General features: G+C 60.7%; 16 protein-coding genes. 6 read left to right on the plus strand and 10 right to left on the minus strand.

What is annotated here, in order from left to right; translation table 11 throughout:
• Window positions 1–36 precede the first annotated feature (36 nt).
• The gene (locus N2601_RS07010; RefSeq protein WP_104823127.1) at window positions 37–1,125 is read left to right on the plus strand and encodes a citrate synthase/methylcitrate synthase; all 1,089 of its coding nucleotides are present in this window, start codon (window positions 37–39) and stop codon (window positions 1,123–1,125) included.
• Between the two features lie 29 nt (window positions 1,126–1,154).
• On the opposite strand, the gene N2601_RS07015 is transcribed toward N2601_RS07010, so the two are convergent.
• Window positions 1,155–2,030, minus strand: coding sequence for a LysR family transcriptional regulator (locus N2601_RS07015; RefSeq protein ID WP_199773549.1), 876 nt, complete (start codon window positions 2,028–2,030; stop codon window positions 1,155–1,157).
• A gap of 509 nt (window positions 2,031–2,539) precedes the next feature.
• Here N2601_RS07015 and N2601_RS07020 point away from each other — a divergent pair.
• Window positions 2,540–4,441 carry a TPR end-of-group domain-containing protein gene (locus N2601_RS07020; RefSeq protein ID WP_199773550.1) on the plus strand — a complete coding sequence of 634 codons (1,902 nt, stop codon included), beginning with the start codon at window positions 2,540–2,542 and terminating at the stop codon, window positions 4,439–4,441.
• 18 nt (window positions 4,442–4,459) lie between these two features.
• On the opposite strand, the gene N2601_RS07025 is transcribed toward N2601_RS07020, so the two are convergent.
• From N2601_RS07025 to N2601_RS07040, 4 genes are all read right to left on the minus strand, one after another.
• The gene (locus tag N2601_RS07025; RefSeq protein ID WP_260303863.1) at window positions 4,460–6,319 is read right to left on the minus strand and encodes a CHASE2 domain-containing protein; all 1,860 of its coding nucleotides are present in this window, start codon (window positions 6,317–6,319) and stop codon (window positions 4,460–4,462) included.
• A 13-nt stretch (window positions 6,320–6,332) separates the two neighbouring features.
• Window positions 6,333–6,860 (minus strand): FecR domain-containing protein, encoded by a 528-nt coding sequence (locus tag N2601_RS07030; RefSeq protein WP_104823130.1) that lies wholly within the window; start codon window positions 6,858–6,860, stop codon window positions 6,333–6,335.
• Between the two features lie 87 nt (window positions 6,861–6,947).
• Window positions 6,948–7,997, minus strand: coding sequence for a HoxN/HupN/NixA family nickel/cobalt transporter (locus N2601_RS07035; protein ID WP_104823131.1), 1,050 nt, complete (start codon window positions 7,995–7,997; stop codon window positions 6,948–6,950).
• A 142-nt stretch (window positions 7,998–8,139) separates the two neighbouring features.
• Window positions 8,140–8,532 (minus strand): rhodanese-like domain-containing protein, encoded by a 393-nt coding sequence (locus N2601_RS07040; protein WP_104823132.1) that lies wholly within the window; start codon window positions 8,530–8,532, stop codon window positions 8,140–8,142.
• A gap of 65 nt (window positions 8,533–8,597) precedes the next feature.
• On the opposite strand from N2601_RS07040, the gene ftrA reads away from it, so the two are divergent.
• On the plus strand, window positions 8,598–9,635 hold the full coding sequence (gene ftrA / locus N2601_RS07045) for a transcriptional regulator FtrA (protein ID WP_104823133.1): 1,038 nt from the start codon (window positions 8,598–8,600) through the stop codon (window positions 9,633–9,635).
• Here ftrA and N2601_RS07050 read toward each other — a convergent pair.
• From N2601_RS07050 to N2601_RS07065, 4 genes are all read right to left on the minus strand, one after another.
• Entirely contained in the window at window positions 9,598–11,226 is a 1,629-nt protein-coding gene (locus N2601_RS07050) for a CTP synthase (protein WP_260303864.1), read from the minus strand. The genes ftrA and N2601_RS07050 overlap by 38 nt on opposite strands.
• Window positions 11,227–11,370: 144 nt before the next feature.
• The gene (secG, locus tag N2601_RS07055; protein ID WP_104823136.1) at window positions 11,371–11,925 is read right to left on the minus strand and encodes a preprotein translocase subunit SecG; all 555 of its coding nucleotides are present in this window, start codon (window positions 11,923–11,925) and stop codon (window positions 11,371–11,373) included.
• A gap of 115 nt (window positions 11,926–12,040) precedes the next feature.
• Window positions 12,041–12,811, minus strand: coding sequence for a triose-phosphate isomerase (gene tpiA / locus N2601_RS07060; protein WP_260303866.1), 771 nt, complete (start codon window positions 12,809–12,811; stop codon window positions 12,041–12,043).
• A 141-nt stretch (window positions 12,812–12,952) separates the two neighbouring features.
• Window positions 12,953–13,849, minus strand: coding sequence for an alpha/beta hydrolase (locus N2601_RS07065; RefSeq protein WP_260303867.1), 897 nt, complete (start codon window positions 13,847–13,849; stop codon window positions 12,953–12,955).
• 200 nt (window positions 13,850–14,049) lie between these two features.
• On the opposite strand from N2601_RS07065, the gene parE reads away from it, so the two are divergent.
• The 3 genes from parE (at window position 14,050) to N2601_RS07080 (ending at window position 18,713) form a co-directional block, all read left to right on the plus strand.
• Window positions 14,050–16,113 (plus strand): DNA topoisomerase IV subunit B, encoded by a 2,064-nt coding sequence (gene parE / locus N2601_RS07070; protein ID WP_260303868.1) that lies wholly within the window; start codon window positions 14,050–14,052, stop codon window positions 16,111–16,113.
• Window positions 16,114–16,261: 148 nt separating this feature from the next.
• Complete coding sequence (locus N2601_RS07075; RefSeq protein WP_260303869.1) at window positions 16,262–17,395, plus strand: esterase-like activity of phytase family protein; 1,134 nt, start codon at window positions 16,262–16,264, stop codon at window positions 17,393–17,395.
• Between the two features lie 139 nt (window positions 17,396–17,534).
• Window positions 17,535–18,713 carry an AI-2E family transporter gene (locus N2601_RS07080; RefSeq protein ID WP_104823141.1) on the plus strand — a complete coding sequence of 393 codons (1,179 nt, stop codon included), beginning with the start codon at window positions 17,535–17,537 and terminating at the stop codon, window positions 18,711–18,713.
• Between the two features lie 64 nt (window positions 18,714–18,777).
• Here N2601_RS07080 and N2601_RS07085 read toward each other — a convergent pair whose 3' ends face one another.
• Entirely contained in the window at window positions 18,778–19,242 is a 465-nt protein-coding gene (locus N2601_RS07085) for a GNAT family N-acetyltransferase (RefSeq protein WP_199773551.1), read from the minus strand.
• Window positions 19,243–19,247 lie beyond the last annotated feature (5 nt).

The following is a 19,247-nucleotide window of genomic DNA, read 5'->3' on the forward strand; positions in this document are numbered from 1 at the left end:
GGACTGATCTAAGTGGGTAGTCAAAGGAGAAAAATGATGAAAAGTGGTCTCGAAGATATCATTGCTGCCGAAACCAAGTTGTCCGATGTGGACGGTGCTGCCGGCCGCCTGATCATCCGCGGTGTGTCGCTGGACGACTTGGTCGCGACCAGCCGCTTCGAGGATGTCGCCGCGCTACTGCTAGAGGGCTTGTTCGAGGAACATGTCGATGCCGCAAGCATCAGGGCGCAATTGGGCGCCGCGCGCGTGGAACTGTTCGCACATGTGAAAGCGGCTGATGCGGTCTTGCTGGCTCTGCCGCCGGTGGAAGCCATGCGGGCGCTGCTGGCTCGCATCGGAGACGGCGATGATTTTGCCGCGGTCATCCGCCTGATGGCGGCGCCAGCGGTCTTCCTGCCTGCCGTGCTGCGCCTTCAAAACGGCAATCGGCCGGTCAGGCCGGATGCCTCCCTATCTCAATCCGCCGACATCCTGCGCATGCTGACGGGCAAGCGCCCGACGCCACAGCAGACCGCCGGCCTCGATGCCTATCTGGTCACGATCTCCGATCATGGATTGAATGCTTCCACCTTCGCCTCTCGCGTCATCGCCTCGACCCATGCCGGCCTGACCTCCTCGGTATTGGCTGCGATCAGCGCTCTCAAGGGACCGCTGCATGGCGGTGCTCCCGGCCCGGTGCTCGATATGCTGGATGCGGTCGGTGAGCCCGCTAATGCCCGCGCATGGCTGTCGCAGGCGCTTGACCACGGAGAACGGCTGATGGGCTTCGGTCACCGCATATACCGCGTCCGCGATCCCCGCGCCGATGCACTGAAGACGGCGCTGCGGCCGATCTTTGCGAGCGGTCAGGCCGATGCTGGCCGCATCGCGCTCGCCGAGGCGATCGAAGCCGCGGCTCTGGCTCTGTTGAAGGAGCGCAAGCCCGACCGTCCGCTGGAAACCAATGTCGAATATTATACCGCCCTGCTGCTCGATGCTCTCGGTTTCCCGCGTAACGCTTTCACCGGCGTCTTTGCGATCGGCAGGACGGTGGGTTGGATCGCCCATGCGCGCGAGCAGATGCTCGATGGCCGCCTGATCCGTCCGCAATCGCGCTATGTCGGGCCTTTGCCGAAGGCTGCATAGTATTTGGCGGCTGGCGAGCCGAATGATCCTCAAGCGGCCGCCATCTGTCGCGGCCGCATCAACCCTTCGCGGATATGGCGGGCAAGTTCGGTTGCCGGCGGTGTCGCTCCGCTTTTAGACAAATGGAGGTTGATGGAAAAGACCGGCAGGTCCGGCAGACCATCGCCTGCGCCGAGAATATCGAGGTCGGCGGGAACGGTAGAGGCAAGCCAGGCGGTGATCGCAAGATCGGTGCGCACAGTGGCCGTCGTCGCTTCGATATTGCCGTTCTCGAACACGGTGCGCCAGCGTCGCCCGTCGTCTCGGAGCGCCGCGAATACCGACGGTCGGAAGGCGCAGGTATCGGCCACCATCGAAATCGGCAGCGGATTCTTCCGATGGGCGCCGCCCGCTTTTGCACCCACCCAAACCAGCCGGTCGATCGCCAGGCATTCGCCCTTGGACGTGCCGAGCGGCTCTTCGATGACGCCGAGATCGATCACGCCATTGTCGAGCGCCTGCATCAACTCGGGCGATGAGCCACAGACCAGAGAAATCTCTACCTGCGGATGACGTTCCGCATAGGACCTTAGAACCGGCGCCAGAACCGTTCCGACGAGATCATGGGGCACGCCGAGCCGCACGCTGCCTTCTACGGTGGTTTCCGCCATGTCGGCCCAGATATCATCATTGAGGATCAGGAGCCGGCGGGCATTGCCGAGCATCCGCTCTCCCGCATCCGTCAATCGCAGTCCGCGATTTTCCCGCTCGAAGAGAGCACAGCCCAGCATCTCCTCCAGTCGCTTGATCTGCTGGCTGACAGCGCCTTGCGTCATGTGCAGCATTTTGGCGGCAACTGTCATGCTGCTGTGATCGGCAACGGCGGCGAAAGTCCTGATAAGGGCGATATCGAAGTTTCTGGCCATGTCCGCATCATAAACGCTAATGCATCTGGCCTTCAACATTCGTTTTTCTGATGGCTGCCATGCACCTATGTCTCTACTGGAAATGGAGACCAGCCCGCGTGACCATTGAAGCCTTGCTATTCTGATTCTCTTTACGCTCGTCTCGACTGTCACGCCAGGCACCGCCGCGACGCTTCCCAAAGTTCTTGGCGCGTTCTCAATTTTTCGTCGCCTGCCTCCCTGTGATTTTCATCATTCCCATGGGGCACGGATAAAACCAAAAATGGCGAATATACCGCCAAATATGTGGGATTTTGCGTAGTTCGGGCTAGCGAAAATGGTGAAACTATAGCCCTTACCACAAAGGGACTAACCACAAAGACCGCTCGCTTCTTGGTGTGGAATGGTGCTATCTGCGCGCCCTAAATGTTTTCCAACTGCCACGGTGCAATATGGAACGCTACGCACGACATTGTGACAATATCGGCGTAAACTGCAGCCTTAGACCACGGGATGAATTCGGGGGGCACTTGGAGCGCCGACTGACTGCCATTCTTGCTGTGGACATCGTGGGCTACAGCCGCTTAATGGGGATGGACGAGGCCGGCACGCTGGCAGCGGTCAGGCAGCATCGTGCCGAAGTTCTGGACCCCAGGATCACCGAACATAAGGGGCGCATCGTCAAGCACACCGGCGATGGCATGCTGGTCGAATTTTCGAGCGTAGTGAATGCAGTCGCCTGCGCCGCCGAAATTCAGCGCGATATGCTGACGCGAAACGAAAACGCGCAGCAGGAGCGCCGCATCGAGCTGCGTATCGGCATCAACCTCGGCGACGTCATTGTCGAGGATGGCGACATCTTTGGCGAAGGCGTCAATCTGGCGGCCCGCCTAGAAGCCATTGCCGAGCCGGGTGGCATCGCCGTCTCCGCTTCGGTGCGCGATCATGTCGGCTCTCGCCTTGGCGTTTCCTTCGAAGATCGTGGCGAGCATTCCCTGAAGAACATCGCCCATAGCGTTCGCGTCTACACCGTTTCTCTCAGCGCGCCGACGACGTCATCGGTCATCGCTCTGCCGAGGCGGGATGGCCGCAAACGGCTGGTGGCGGTGCTGCCTTTCGTCAACATGAGCGACGATCAGGAGCAGGAATATTTCTCCGACGGGATTACCGAGGATCTGATCACCGATCTCTCGCAGATTTCGGACCTCAATGTCGTCGCCCGCAACACCGTCTTCACCTACAAGGGCAAGTCGGTGAAGGTGAAGCAGATAGCGCAGGAACTAGGCGCCGATTTCGTGTTGCAGGGCAGCGTCCGCAAGGCCGCCCAGCGCGTACGTATCACCGGCCAGCTTATCGACGCCCGCAACGGCGCGCATCTCTGGGCCGGCCGTTTCGATCGCGACCTGACCGATATTTTCACCATTCAGGACGAGATTACTCATGCGATCGTCGACCAACTGAAGATCAAGCTCCAGCCGGAGGAGAAGAAGGCGATCGAAAGCGAACCGACCGCCAACATCGAAGCCTATACCTACTATCTTCGGGGGCGGCAGTTCTCGCATGCCTGGACGCGGTCATACCTGCTGCTGGCGCGGCGTATGTTCCTGAAGGCCGTCGAGCTCGATCCGGATTACGCCCGCGCCTATGCCGGCATAGCCGATTGCGACTCGGCGCTGAGGGACTGGAGCCCGCGCGAGTTTCCGCTGGAAAACATCATGGCGATGAGCGCCAAGGCGCTGGAACTCGATCCCAATCTGGCCGAGGCCTATGCTTCGCATGGCCTGGCTTTGCATCAAAGCGGCCAGAACGAGGAAGCGACGGCCGCCTTCGCTCGGGCCATGGCGCTGCAGCCGAACCTTTACGAAGCGAATTTCCACTACGGCCGCTTCCTGTTCATGCAGGGCCGGTTCGAGGAGGCCGTGCATTATTTTGAGCGCGCGGCAACGATCCGCACCGATGACTATCTGTCGCCCGTGCATCTCATCAGTGCCTTCCGCTCGCTCGGAAAGACGGAGGACCTGGAGCATTGGGCAAGGATTGGCGTCGAGCGTGCGGAACGAGCGCTCGATCTCAATCCGGAAAACTCAGGCCCCGCCCACCGCGGCGCTATCGCCCTCGCCCATCTTGGCGAGGCCGGGCGAGCCCGGGAATGGGCTGCGCGTGCGCTCACGATCGATCCGGACGACGTTTGCACCCAATATAATGTTGCCTGCGCCTATGCCGTACTTGGGGATCGCGAAGCAGCGCTGGACCTGCTCGAAAGATTGCTGCCGATGAGCTCTGCCTATCAGGTGCTCTGGTTCAGCAATGATTCTGATCTGGATTCGCTGCGTGACTCGCCGCGGTTCCACAAAATGTTCGAGAGGTTCAATGTGGGGCATGCCCCGGCGGAGGAGCACAGAGTATCCAGCGAAGACGAAGCTCTTTGCTAGAGCTGCACTCTTCCGGGATCAGGCCCGGCTGCGCCATAACCAGACGGCAAGAGAACCGGCACGACCGCGCAGGCTCGCTTCGATCGGACCATCGAGCTGGCCTTCCGTATAGGGTTCGCTGTCGCGTCCGGCAGATTGCAGCAGGTCGTCGCTGAACGCAATCTCGGCATTGCTGCGGGCAGCCACCTCCATCAGGCGGCTGGCGACATTGACGGTGTCGCCGGTCGCCGTGATCTGCTGGCGGCCGTGACCGCCGAGCCTGGAGGCGACGACGGTGCCGAAATGCGCGCCGATCTTGAAGCCGATGCGGGAGGCGATGGACTCCGGCAGGGTTCCAAACCAGCCTCTCATTCGATCGGCCAGGCGAATGCAGCAGCACGCCGCATTGGCGGGATCATCCCTCTTCGGCTGCGGCAGGCCGAACAGGATCATGGCACCATCGCCCATGAAGCTGGTGATGGCACCGCCGCAAGCTGACACTTCCTCGTCGACGAGATCGTAGAAGCCGTTCAGCAGCTCGCGCACCGCCGTTGGGCCGATCGCTTCGCTGAGGCCGGTGAACCCGTTGAGATCGATGAAGACAATGGCCGCTTCCTGGCGCACCGGGTCCGCCAGGAAGCCGGGATCGCGGGCAAGATGTTCGGCAAGGCCCGGCGCCTGAATGCGCTGCAGGAGTTCGCTCTGCTGCTCGAAATGCCTGGCCTGCTTGCGACCCAGCCAGAGCTGCACGGCACCGAACAACAGTGCCGGCGGTATCGCAGCCGCGATCGGCACGGCGGCACTTAGCCAGATGCCATGCTTGAAGGCGCTGATGTTGATCGACAGCCAGGCAAGGATGACGCAGAGCGCTATGATCAGGCCGATAGTGTTGCGCCGCCAGGCAAGCAACCCGACGAGAACGACCGGCAGGCCAATGGCAAAGCCGAGGTCAATGAGGCGCACGTCGCGGTCGCGGACCAATCCATCCCCGGCAATCAGATGCGTGATTGAAGTGGAAATGACCTCGACGCCCGGCAGCACCGGATCGAAAGGCGTCGGAAAGACATCGCCGCCGCCGGTAACGGTCGCGCCGATAACGACGATGTGGTCCCTGATCGCCTCCTCCGGCAATTGCCCTGTTAGCGCTGCACTGGCGCCGATGGTGCGGATCGTGCCACGCGGACCGTAGAAAGAGAGCGGCAAGAGATAGCCGGTATCGGTATGCACCAAACGATCGCCAAGCTTGATGTGGTCGGAAATGACCGTCGTAGGCTCGCCGGTGGCGGCGGAAACGACACGCAGCGAGAAGGATGGTTCGATCCGCCCGCCGCTGCGAAACAGCATGGGCACGAAACGCGGCGTTCCGGTCTTGTCGGTCTGGACGTTGACGACACCATAGCTCGCTGCCTGCGCAAACCGAGGCAGCGGCTCCAGGAATTGCAGGGCGCTGGGGACGCGCGCAAGCGGCTCCTTGCTGTAGTCGGCAACACGCTGGCGACTTTCGGGAAAGATGCCGGCGACGGCCAGCACGGCGTTGGTCTTTCTCAGCGATTGTGCCAGCGCTGCATCGTCGGCCTCCGCGCCAGGATCCACCAAAAGCATGTCGAGCCCGATTGCTTTCGGCTTCAGCGCGGTGATGGCATCGACGACTTTCGCGAGGGTGGCACGGGGTAGCGGATAGTGGCCCGCTTGACGGGACGCCTCGTCATCGATGGCGACGATGGTAACGATATCGGGCGGTTGCCGGGTACCGCCGAGCACGTTCCTGAGATTGGTCAGCGTCGCCTCGGCACCGTCGATAAAGGGAATATCGCCGCGCAGATGAGCGATGCCAAGGCCCGCACCCCAGACGGCAGTCAAGACGAGCGCAATCAGCGTCTGCAGCGGTGGTCTGCGCATGGGAATCAGGATCTCACTGGCCGAGGCGGCCCATCAGCGCGCTTATGCGTGGTTGCTTCCAATTCGTAACGCGCAGGGGACCGCGGCTGCGATCGACATCAACCCCCTGCCCTCGTCCAAGCGTAACTCCTTGCCCGGTCGAAACCTTGTTAACGGCGACGCGGCCGCGCAAAACCAGTACGGATGTCTTGCCGCGCCCTGCGTCGACCGCCCATCGTGTGCCGCGCACCGCAGCGATCGCCTGCGGTGTTACCACTTCGAACCCACCCTTGATGCGGCTGTTGTCGACATCGACCAGCGCCGCCTTGCTGTTGAGCACGACAGCGTCCACCTGGCCGTCGCGATTGCGGTCGGCAAGCCGGTAGCTTGCTCCGCGCTCGATAGTAATGCTGAGGCCCGGCTCACAATTGAGCGTCTGGCGCTCGGCACTCACCGCCGCTCGCAGCGAACAGCCGGTCGTTTGTGCAGAGGCCGAGCCGGTCCCGGCCACGCACAGAACGGCTATTCCGGCAGCGGTGAGAAAACGGTTTGTCTGGATCATGATTGTGCCCCTTCACGAAATATGATTGTGGTCGCGGACACTAAATTCCAGCCGCGGCAATATAAATCTGTGAGAAGTGATGATGCGTCAGGAGTGGTTAATCTGCAAGTTGTCGTAGCCCTTGGCTTTGTAGAGGATGGTCGAAACCAGCCAGCTCAGCAGGAAGATGCCTACGACCGCGAAGCCGAAGTTGGCGAGATTGTCGTTGAGATCGCCGATGAAGCTCCAGACGCCGCCCTCAAGACCGAGCTTGTCGGAGATCAGCCCCAGGGCCTCGATACCGCCAATGAAGATCGCAACGACAACCGAGGCCGCGGTGATGGTCAGATTGTACCAGAGCTTGCGCACCGGCTTGACGAAAGCCCAGCCATAGGCGCCGGTCATCAATATGCTGTCGCTGGTGTCCATCAGCGACATGCCGGCGGTGAAAAGCGCCGGGAAGACGAGAATGGTCCAGAAGGACATGCCCTGTGCCGCCTGCGCCGCGGAAATGCCAAGCAGGCCGATCTCGGTCGCCGTATCGAAACCGAGACCGAAGAGAAAGCCGATCGGGTACATATGCCAGGAACGGGTGACGACCTTGAACATCGGGCGGAAGATACGTCCCAGGAAACCACCGCCGGCAAGCAGCGTATCAAGATCCTCCTCCGCGATCCTCCCGCCCCTTTGCGCTCGTCTGAAGGCGGACCACACGCCCTTGAGGACGAAGAGATTTGCAATGCCGATCAGCAGCAGGAACGCGGCCGAGACCGCCGTGCCGATGACGCCGCCAATATCGTGGAAGGAATCGAGTTGGCTCTGCATGGCGGCCGCCGTTGCGGCGATGACAACAGATGCAAGCACGACGATGGTCGAGTGGCCCAGCGAGAAAAAGAAACCGACCGCATAGGGCTGTTTCGGCTCCTGCATCAGCTTGCGCACGACGTTATCGATCGCGGCGATATGATCGGCATCGAAGGCGTGGCGAAGCCCGAACATATATGCGAGAAACGCAGTGCCCAGCAGCGACGGCCTGTCGGCGAAAGCGGCCCAGGCCCAGATCCATGCGGCAATATTGAATGCGATCAGCAGCACGAAAGTGAAAGCTATCTTGGCTCTGGATCTTTCCGCGCGATCGTCAAATGGATTGAGAATCATACTTTTTTCCCGCTATGCTTATGTGCACAGTGCCACGGAGCGGGAAACGGCGCGACAGTCAAATAGCGTATATGCCAAGTTTTTCCGCACTGTCACAAAAATGAGCAAACCCGGCGAAGGCCGGGCTTATCTTGTCGATTTGTCAGCCCACTTCGAACGGATTGCCCTCATCCGCCCAGCCTGTGATGCCGCCGATCATCACCTTTACGCGCTTGCCGAGCGTGCCGAGACGTAACGCCGCCTTGTCAGTGCCGTTGCAATGCGGTCCTGCGCAATAGACGACAAACAGCGTTTCGTCGGGCCACTCACTCATCTTCCGCGCGGTCATTTTGCCATGCGGGAGGTTGATCGCGCCGGGAATATGCTGCTCCTGAAACAGGGCCGGCCCGCGCACGTCGATCAGGACAAAGTCCGCGTTGCCTGATGTCATCGCCTGATAGACGTCGGAGCAATCGGTTTCGAAAGCAAGCTTCCGGGCATAGTGCTCTGCGACGACACTCGGCGCTGCGGCAGGGATTTCACTGACTAGGGACATGTAACGCTCCTTCTTCCGTTCGGTGCATTCATGCCTGAGCGGTCCCAGAGTTGAAATTGGCCGAAATGCCATATAGCGTCAACATCATGCCAAATGCAGACACCACCAATCTTTTCGGCCCGCATGTCGTCACCCTCGTCTATGACGGGCTTTGCACGTTCGAATTCGGCGTCGCTTATGAAATCTTCGGCCTGCCACGCCCGGAAATGGGCAACGACTGGTACCGGTTTTCCGCCTGTGCAATCGAGGATGGCCCGCTTCGTGCCGCCGGCGGGCTGACGGTGCAGGTCGACCACGGGCTTGAGATCATTGCCGACGCCGATCTGATCGTCGTGCCTGGTTGGCGCGGCATAGGGACGCTCGTTCCTGCCCCACTGCTCGCCGAGCTGCAGGCAGCCAGCCGCCGCGGCGTGCGGATCATGTCACTATGCTCGGGCGTCGCAGTCCTTGCCGCCGCCGGATTGCTCGCGGGCCGAAAGGCGACGACGCATTGGCGCTACGTAGATTCCATCGCCGCGCGCTACCCGGACATATCAGTGGACGCCGATGTTCTCTATGTCGATGAAGATAGCGTGCTGACCGCCGCCGGCAGTGCGGCCGCTATCGATCTCTGCCTACATGTCGTGCGCCGGGATTACGGATCTGACATAGCCAATAGTGTCGCCCGTCGTCTCGTGGTGCCGCCGCATCGCGAAGGCGGTCAGGCGCAATATATCGAGACCCCGGTTCTGAAACAACGCGAGGGCGCGCGCTTGGGTCCCTTGCTCGAATGGATGCGCGAGCGTCTGCAGGAAGATCAGCCCATTGCTGTGCTTGCAGCGCGGGCGGGAATGAGTGTGCGGACCTTCCAGCGTCGTTTCGAGGCGACTACCGGCATGGCGCCGGGCGAATGGCTATTGAGCGAGAGGCTGCGGCGCGCTCGGGATCTGCTCGAAAAGCAGGCTGCCATTTCGCTTGACGATGTGGCAGTGGCGAGTGGATTTGGATCGCTTGCCACCATGCGCCATCATTTTCGGGAGAGGCTTGCGGTCAGTCCGAGCGACTACCGCAAGCGATTTGCCGCCCTTAAACCAGTCGGCTCTGTTCCGTCGCCGCTTCGATGAAGCTCGAGAACAGCGGGTGCGGTTCCAGCGGTCGGGACTTCAGTTCCGGGTGATACTGGACGCCGATGAACCACGGATGATCCGCATATTCGATCGTTTCCGGCAGGACGCCATCCGGTGACATGCCCGAGAAGGTCAAGCCGCAATCTTCCAGCTTGTCCTTGTAGTCGATGTTGACTTCGTAGCGGTGGCGATGACGCTCGGAAATGTCGGTCGAACCGTAGATTTCGGAGATCTTGGTGCCCTTCTTCAGCGCCGCCTTGTAGGCGCCAAGCCGCATCGTGCCGCCGAGATCGCCGGATGCCGTGCGCTTCTGCAGTTCGTTGCCCTTCAGCCATTCCGTCATCAGGCCGACGACAGGTTCGTTGGTCGGACCGAATTCGGTGGAGGATGCGTGTTCGACACCGGCGAGATTGCGGGCCGCTTCGATGACAGCCATCTGCATGCCGAAGCAGATGCCGAAATACGGCACCTTCCGCTCGCGCGCGAAGCGGGCCGCGTGAATCTTGCCCTCGGAGCCCCGCTCGCCAAAGCCGCCGGGCACGAGAATGCCGTGGACCTTTTCGAGATACGGCGCCGGATCTTCCTTCTCGAAGACCTCCGACTCGATCCATTCAAGCTTGACCTTGACGCGATTGGCGATACCGCCGTGGTGCAGCGCTTCGATCAGCGACTTATAGGCATCCTTGAGGCCGGTATATTTGCCGACGATGGCGATCGTTACCTCGCCTTCCGGCGTGCGGATGCGGTTGCAGACCTCTTCCCATTGTTCGAGCCGCGGCTTCGGCGCCGGCTCGATGCCGAAAGCGGCGAGCACCTCATTGTCGAGGCCTTCCTTATGGTAGGCCATCGGCACATCGTAGATGTTAGCGACGTCGAGCGCCTGGATGACGGCGGACGGACGAACGTTGCAGAACAGCGAAAGCTTGCGGCGCTCGGCCTCCGGGATCTCGCGATCCGCACGCACGAGCAGGATGTCCGGATGAATGCCGAGAGCCTGCAGCTCCTTGACGGAGTGCTGCGTCGGCTTGGTCTTCAGCTCGCCGGCAGCCGGGATGTAGGGCATCAGCGTCAGGTGGACATAGATCGCAGTGCCGCGCGGCAGGTCGTTGCCGAGCTGGCGGATCGCTTCCATGAAGGGCATCGCTTCGATGTCGCCGACCGTGCCGCCGATCTCGCAGATGACGAAATCATAATCGTCATTGCCCTCGATAACGAAATCCTTGATCTCGTTGGTGACATGCGGAATGACCTGAACGGTGGCGCCCAGATAGTCGCCGCGGCGTTCCTTGTCGATGATGTTCTTGTAGATGCGACCCGTCGTGATGTTGTCGGTCTTGGTGGCCGAACGACCGGTGAAGCGTTCGTAGTGGCCGAGATCGAGGTCGGTTTCCGCGCCGTCGTCGGTGACGAAGACTTCGCCGTGCTGGGTCGGGCTCATCGTGCCCGGGTCCACGTTCAGATAGGGGTCGAGTTTGCGCAGGCGGACCCGATAACCGCGGGCCTGCAACAACGCTCCGAGAGCCGCGGCCGCAATTCCTTTTCCGAGGGAAGAAACCACGCCGCCAGTGATGAATACATATCGCGCCATGGGAGTCACCGGATACCTTTTAACAAATGATTCCGCCAGCCCTAAAATTCGTTTCCGGAATTTTGGACACAGAACGCGGAATGTTGACAAAACAAAACCGGCAGATCCAAGGACCTGCCGGAGGATGATCGTAGCTGACCGGGCTTACTGGCCGGTCGGAACGCCGTTGCCACCCTGGGCCGGCGTTGTTGTCGTCGCAGGAGCCGTCTGCTGACCGGTGGCCGGAGCAGGCTGCGTCGTGGTAGTTGTGGGCTGGGTCGCCGTAGCGGCCGGTGCCTGTTGGGTTGCCGTCGGAGCAGGCTGGGTCGACGTCTGAGACTGCGGAGCAACCGCGCCGCTGTTCGGAACGCCGTTATTGTTGGCTGGCTGGGACTGGCCGCCTGCCGGTGCTGCGCCCTTCTGGCCGCCGAGCGAATCGAGAATGCCGTTGCCCTGGCCCGCCGTGCTCGGAATACGGTTGAGAATGTCGGTCGGACGTCCCTCGAAGCGAGACAGCACGTTCATGCCGAGCGCCAAAACGAAGAACAACGCCGCCAGGATCGCCGTGGTCCGTGTCAACGCGTTGGCCGTGCCGCGTGCCGACATGAAGCCCGATCCGCCGCCAATGCCCAGGCCACCGCCCTCCGAGCGCTGAATCAGCACCACGCCGATAAGAGCGATGACAACCATGAGATAGATGACAAGCAGTACGGTTTGCATAGGTCCAGTCCTGCCCGCGGGCGCGGGCATCAAAAAGAAAAGCTCGCGGCTCTTTACATGAGGCTCTCGCCTATTCCAAGTCCTTTTAAGAACGGAATACAGGCAAGTGAAACCTTCAGGCGAACTGCCGTTCGAATGCGCCATAAATGGCGAGGAAGTCGACGGCTTTCAAGCTTTGGCCACCGACGAGCAAACCGTTGACATTGGCGACAGCAAGCAGGTCGGCCGCATTCGCGCCGTTGACCGAGCCGCCGTAGAGAAGACGAAACTTTTCGCCATCGGCGCCGAAGCGCGCCACCAATTCCTTGCGGATGAAGGCATGTGCTTCCTCGACATCCGCTGTGGTGGGAACCTTGCCCGTGCCGATCGCCCAGACGGGCTCATAGGCGATGACGGTCGTTTCCGAGACGGCGCCATCGGGCGTGGAACCGGCAAGCTGACGCTTGAGCACATCCAGCGTCTGGCCATTGTCGCGCTCGTCCGCCGTTTCGCCGATGCAGATGATAGTGACGAGCTCGGCCGCAAGCGCCGCTTCCGCCTTGGCGCGCACCAGCGCGTCGCTTTCAGCGTGATTCCTGCGGCGCTCGGAATGGCCGACGATCACATGTGTGCCGAAGCAATCCGCGATCATCGCGGCGGAGACGTCGCCGGTATGCGCGCCGCTGACCAATTGATGGCAATCCTGCGCTCCGATTGCCAGCGGACTGTCGTCGCAGAGCGCGGTCGCAACATAGAGAAGGGTTGCCGGCGGGCAGAGCAGCGTATCGATCTTCTCGGATAGCGGCGCTTTCACGCCCTCCGCGATAGCCTTGACTTGGTCCAGGCTGGCCCGCGTGCCGTTCATCTTCCAATTTCCCGCCAGAAGCGGTCGTATTTTTTGCGTCATTCGGCGTTTCCCTCCCGTCAACTCTCTGTGGCACTAACAAAACTAAGGCAGAAAGAAAAGTTGTCGAAAGCGGCCGGAACAAGTTCAAACCGTTTAAAAAATCGCTTTTCCGAAATTAAATCGAAATTTTTTCGAAGAAAATTATGACGGCTGTGGATCAAGGAGCCAATTCAGCACCTTCCGCCAGTCGGTCATGCGTACCGGTGTGCCATGGTTGCCGGTGGCAAACAGGGTGAATCGCGTCGGGTAATGCGTCTTGTAGAGTTTTTCGAACAGAGCTTCCTGGTCAGTAGCGGCGTAGACCGGGTCCTTGCTGCCATGGGTGAACCAGACCGGCAACTTCGCCTTGTAGAAAGCGCTTTTGACGAAATCCGGATCGGTGACTCCGCTCAAAATCGCCATCCCTTTCAGACGCTTGACGCTTTCAGCGTCGCGCGTGATACTCCAGCAAATGAAGCTGCCCATGGAAGCGCATGTGAGGATGACAGGCCTGCCGCCGGATTGCTCGTAGGAATATCGGATCAGGGCCGCGATGTCGGCGACGCCGTCGCTGTCGAAGCTCTTTACGCTCGGCGCGTAGTATGTACCGCCGCTGATATAGGCGAGGTTCTTCAGCCGGTTGAAATTGCCGCCGAACGTGTAGTCGTTCGACCCCAGCCTGCGGTCGCCGCCGCGGCCGTGGATGAAGATCACTGTGAAGGCCTGCTTGGATGCCGGGCCGATGCGGGTGACATCGAGCTTGCGGTCGCCGAGCGGCAAAGTTTCGTCCTCTTGCGCTTTCCATCGCACGCCGGTGGCGACATAGGCCGGCTTGACGCGCCGTTCCGGCACCTCGTCGCGGCCGTTGATGTCCCGCATTTCCTGGTAGTCGATCGTCTGGAAAGCACCATTGTCATGGCTTTCGAGGACCGTCTGATTGGAAAACAGGTCATCCTTGAAAGGCTTCAAGGCCTCTGCGGCGGCACCCGACGCGGCTGCTAGCGGCAAAAACGCCGCAATTGCTGCTAAAATCGACAAATGAGCTGTGGACATTCGCATGCGGACACTTCCCTCGATAGGCCCACGGGCTTGCCATTCGCCGCCCGGCAACGCAAATCTTTTTTCCGAATTTGCCCCGTTACCGGGGTGCCATCGCGCTCGCGCGTCGTTTCTGGCAGAATCACGGTGATTCGCGAAACTGACGGCAAATGCGGTGATTTTGGGGTATGACCCCTTCAAGGACAAATCTGAACAGTTCCATGGATAACAGCAACGATCTCTTCTCCGGACTGCCCCTTTCGCCGAAACCTGAAGCGGCGGATAAGCCGGTCGTCAAGGCTGAAAAGCCTGTGGCCGCCCCTGCCCCGCGCCCTGCGCCGGCCACCTCGACTGCCGAGGAGTATGGGGCGAATTCGATCCGCGTTCTCGAAGGGCTGGAGCCGGTGCGCATGCGCCCCGGCATGTATATCGGCGGCACGGACGAGAAGGCGTTGCATCATCTCTTCGCCGAAGTCATCGACAATTGCATGGACGAGGCTGTCGCCGGCCATGCCGATTTCATCGAAGTGTATCTCGACCAGCGGGGCTATCTGACCGTCACGGACAATGGCCGCGGCATTCCGGTCGAAAACCATCCGCAGGTGCCGGGCAAGTCGACGCTCGAAGTCATCATGACCAAGCTGCATGCCGGCGGTAAATTCGACGGCAAAGCCTATGAGACCTCGGGCGGTCTGCACGGCGTCGGCGTGTCTGTCGTCAATGCGCTGTCCGATGATCTCGAAGTCGAGGTGGCGCGCAATCGCAAGCTCTATCGCCAGCGCTTTTCGCGTGGCCTGCCCCAGGGCGGGCTGGAAGAACTCGGCGATGTCCATAACCGTCGCGGCACCCGCGTCCGTTTCCATCCTGATCCGCAGATCTTCGGCGAGCACGCCAAATTCGATCCTGCTCGCGTCTTCCGCATGGCACGCTCCAAGGCCTATCTCTTCGGCGGCGTCGAAATCCGCTGGAGCTGTGATCCGGAATTGGTGCACGGAGCCTCCGATGTTCCGGAAAAAGCGGTCTTCCATTTCCCCGGCGGCCTGAAGGATTACCTCAAGGCGACGATGGGCAACGAGTTCACCGTCACCCGCGAGATTTTCGCCGGCAAGTCGGAGAAGGCAAGCGGCCATGGTTCGCTGGAATGGGCGATCACCTGGTACGGCGGCGACCCGCAGATCCATTCCTATTGCAATACCATTCCGACCCCCGAAGGCGGTACGCATGAAGCGGGCCTGCGCATCGCGCTCACCAAGGGCCTGAAGAACTATGCCGAGATGACTCAGAACAAGCGCGCGGCGGGTATCACCACCGACGACGTGATGATCTCCGGCGTCGGCATGCTTTCCATCTTCATCCGCGAACCGGAATTCGTCGGCCAGACCAAGGACAGGCTCGCGACCGTCGAAGCGCAGCGCATTGTCGAAAATGCATTGCGCGATCCCTTCGATCATTATCTCACCGACAATCCGGCCGAAGCCGAAAAGCTGCTGGAATGGGTGATCGAGCGTTCCGAGGAGCGCCTGCGCCGCCGCAAGGAGAAGGAAGTCAACCGCAAGACGGCGGTGCGCAAGCTGCGCCTGCCGGGCAAGCTCGCCGATTGTTCGCAGAATACTGCAGAAGGCGCCGAACTCTTCCTCGTCGAAGGTGATTCGGCTGGCGGCTCCGCCAAGCAGGCGCGCAACCGCACGAACCAGGCGATCCTGCCACTACGCGGCAAGATCCTCAACGTCGCCAGCGCCGGCCGCGAAAAGCTGTCCGCTAACCAGCAGATCGCCGATCTCGTCCAGGCGCTCGGCTGCGGCACGCGCTCGAAATATCGCGAAGAGGACCTTCGCTATCAGCGCATCGTCGTTATGACCGATGCCGACGTCGACGGCGCCCATATCGCCTCGCTGCTGATCACGTTCTTCTATCAGGAAATGCCCGAGCTGATCCGTGGAGGCCACCTTTTCCTGGCCGTGCCACCGCTCTACAAGATCACGCAGGGGTCGAAATCCATCTACGCCCGCGACGACGCCCATCGGCTGGAGCTGATGGAGACCGAGTTCAAAGGCAAAGGGAAGGTCGAGATCAGCCGCTTTAAAGGCCTTGGCGAAATGCTTCCTGCCCAGCTCAAGGAAACGACGATGGACCCGGCGAGACGTACGCTCTTGCGTGTCGAGATCGACGAGGTGGATTTCGAGGGCACGCGCGAAGCCGTCGACAATCTCATGGGCACCAAGGCGGATGCCCGTTTCCGCTTTATCCAGGAGCGTGCGGCATTTGCAGAGAATCTGGATATTTAGCGGCTGCGTCTCCGGCTGCGGCAAAAGCGACTTCGCGATATTTTTATCGAACTGACCGATATCCGTAACGAAAGCGTCACGGGCGGATGCATAGATGCGGCATCTTTGCGAACCCGCCAACTCATGATCCGGATGTGACGATATCGCCATGTTGAAGCCCTTTTTGATGACTGCCGCCGCGGCCCTTCTTTTCGGTTCCACCGCTGCCCGCGCCACCGACATCGGTACGATCGATGTCCCCTGCCCCTTCGGTGACTGCAAGGCGGGTATCAGCCTCTCCTATCTCGGCGAATACGACATTCCGACGGGCTTCATGGAGAACGGCGTTGAAGTCGGCGGTCTCTCCGGCATCGATTTCGACCCTTCGACCGGCCATTATGTCTCCATCAGCGACGACCGCTCCGAAAAGGCACCAGCGCGCTTCTACGATCTCGATATCGATGTCAGCGCCGCCGGCCTCAAGGGCTTGACGGTGCTCGATCACGTGACGCTGAAAGATAAGAACGGCCAGCCATTCGCTACCCGCACGGTGGATTCGGAGTCGATCCGCATCGGCAAGGACGGCATCTATTGGAGCAGCGAAGGCGACGGCAAGGCGCTGCTGCCGCCTTTCGTGCGGGTTGCCAATCGCGACGGCAGCTTCGTCCGCGAACTGCCGCTGCCCGCAGGCTTTGCACCGACCGCCGACAAGAGCACCGGCATCCGCGACAATCTGGCTTTCGAGGACCTGACCTTTCTCTCCGGCGGAGATCTTCTCGTCGGCATGGAATCGGCGCTTTACCAGGACGGGCCGATAGCGACGCTGACCAACGGCGCGCTTGCCCGCCTGATCCGCTATGACACGGCCACCGGCGAACAGAAGGCGCAATATGTCTATCCGGTCTCGCCGATCCCGCAGGCGGCTGGCAAACCTGGCGGCTGGAATGATTTCGGCATGTCGGATTTCGTGGCGCTGGACGACCGGCACGTGCTGTCGATCGAACGCGGCTACGCGCAGGATGTCGGCAATTCGGCCGTCATCAATATGTTCGATCTCGAAGGCGCAACCGATGTTTCGAACATCCCGTCCTTGGCGAAGACCGATCAGCGTATCGTGCCCGTGCGCAAGGCCCAGGTCATGGATCTGCGCGCGCTCGGCCTTGCGCCTGACAACATCGAGGGCATCACCTTCGGCAAGGCGAAGGACGGCACGGATGTGTTGATTTTCGTTGCCGACAACAATTTCAATCCGACGCAGAAGACACAGTTCTTCGCCTTCAAGGTCATCCGCCGGCCGCAATAATAGGCGGTCTACTCTCGCGTCGGTAGTCGTCCGGCTGTCACGGCAACGGAATATATAGGCTTTCAAGTAGAGGCCCTTGAAACAGCCTAGATCATACCCCATAACCGGTTGATCTAATAAAAAGAGTGAAGCAAGTCCGGTGGGTGTATTCGAACGTCATAAGCCAAGGGAGCCGCGTTGGCTGGGGCCGAGCGCGCCCGCGCGCATGGCCCTTATTCCGTCGATTTCGGCGGCGCGTTGGCTGCTGATCCTGATTGCCGCTGCCGGCATCTATTTCTTCTACGGTTTTCTCGTTCCCGTGCTGGCCGCGGCGGTGATCGGTTTCGCCACCTGGCCGCTTTATAGTGACCTCGTGCGCCGCACCAACGGTAACACGACGCTTGCAGCAACCATCGCCATCGCCTTCATCGTGACCTTTCTGGTGCTGCCGATCGTGCTCTCGGCCATCTATATGGTCGGCGAGGTGCGCGAATGGTTTACCTGGGCAGTACATGTCAACCGCGATGGTGCGCCACCGCCGCAATGGATCCTGGCGCTGCCGATAATCGGCTCCTGGCTTGGCGATCAGTGGACGCAATATGTCGGCAGCCCCGGTTCCATCGGCGAATTGGCGCAGCTCGTCAGCGGCGCCCATATCGGCAATATCTATCGGGCAGTGCTTGCCGCCGGCGGCGGCGCCTTCCATGTCGTGTTGACTTTGCTGTTCATGCTGATCGCCCTGTTTTTCATCTATCGCGACGGAGCCAGCTTCGTCCGTCAGGTCGATCTTTTGGGCGAACGTATCCTGCCGAACCGTTGGGAGCGCATTTCTCGCGTTGTGCCGGCAACGATCAGCTCCACGGTCATGGGCATGACGTTGATCGCCATCGGCGAAGGCGTCGTGTTGGGCGTTGCCTATTGGATCGCAGGCGCGCCATCGGCAGTCACGCTCGGCGTTCTGACGGGGGTCATGGCGCTCGTGCCTGGCGGCGCGCCGCTCTCCATGTCGCTCGTCTCCATCTATCTGCTCGCCAGCGGCTCACCCTGGGCGGGCGCTGGGCTGTTTGTTTGGGGGACGGTCGAACTCTTCATCGTCGACAAGACGCTGCGGCCGAAGCTGGTCGGCGGTCCGATCAAGCTGCCTTTCCTGCCGACCTTTTTCGGTCTTGTCGGCGGGGTCAAGACCATGGGCTTCCTCGGTCTGTTCATCGGGCCGGTGCTCATGGCCATCATCGTCGCCATCTGGCGCGAATGGATCCGCGAGGCGGAATTGACCGAGGAACAGCACGCTCAGGAGCCGGAACTGCAATTGCGTATCCGGGACGGTTCGGACGGCTGATTAGGGCGCCGTACGTTCATTCGAGCGCGCAAAAGGTCGCTCCAATCTCTGGAATCTGGGCGTCTTATCCCTGCGGGAAAGTCTTCTCCATGAACAGGCTGAGCGGATCAAGCCCGTAGCCGCCGAACGGTCCGATCTCCGTATAGCCGAACTTGCTGTAGAGGCTGATTGCCTCCGGCTGATATATGCCGGTTTCGAGCCGTAGCGCCGTCAGCGTCCTTTCCGTCGCTTTTTCTTCCAGCGCTTCCATCAGCATCTGTGCGACCTTGCGTCCCCTGGCAAGCGGATCGACAAACATACGCTTGATCTCCGCGGTGCCATCCCCCGCCTCGACCAGCGCGCAGCAGCCGACCGCATTGCCATCGAGCCGCGCGACCCAGAAGGTCACTTCGGGCCTCTCCAGCGATTCCAGATCGAGCAAGTGGTTGCTCTCCGGCGGATAGAGCGACTGCGCATAGGCACTGGACATGTCGAGAAGACGGATAACGCCGTCTTGGCGCGGTGATTCAACGGCAATTGTTAGCGGCAAGATAG

It is taken from the genome of Rhizobium sp. CB3060, from assembly GCF_025200735.1.
GTDB lineage: Bacteria > Pseudomonadota > Alphaproteobacteria > Rhizobiales > Rhizobiaceae > Rhizobium.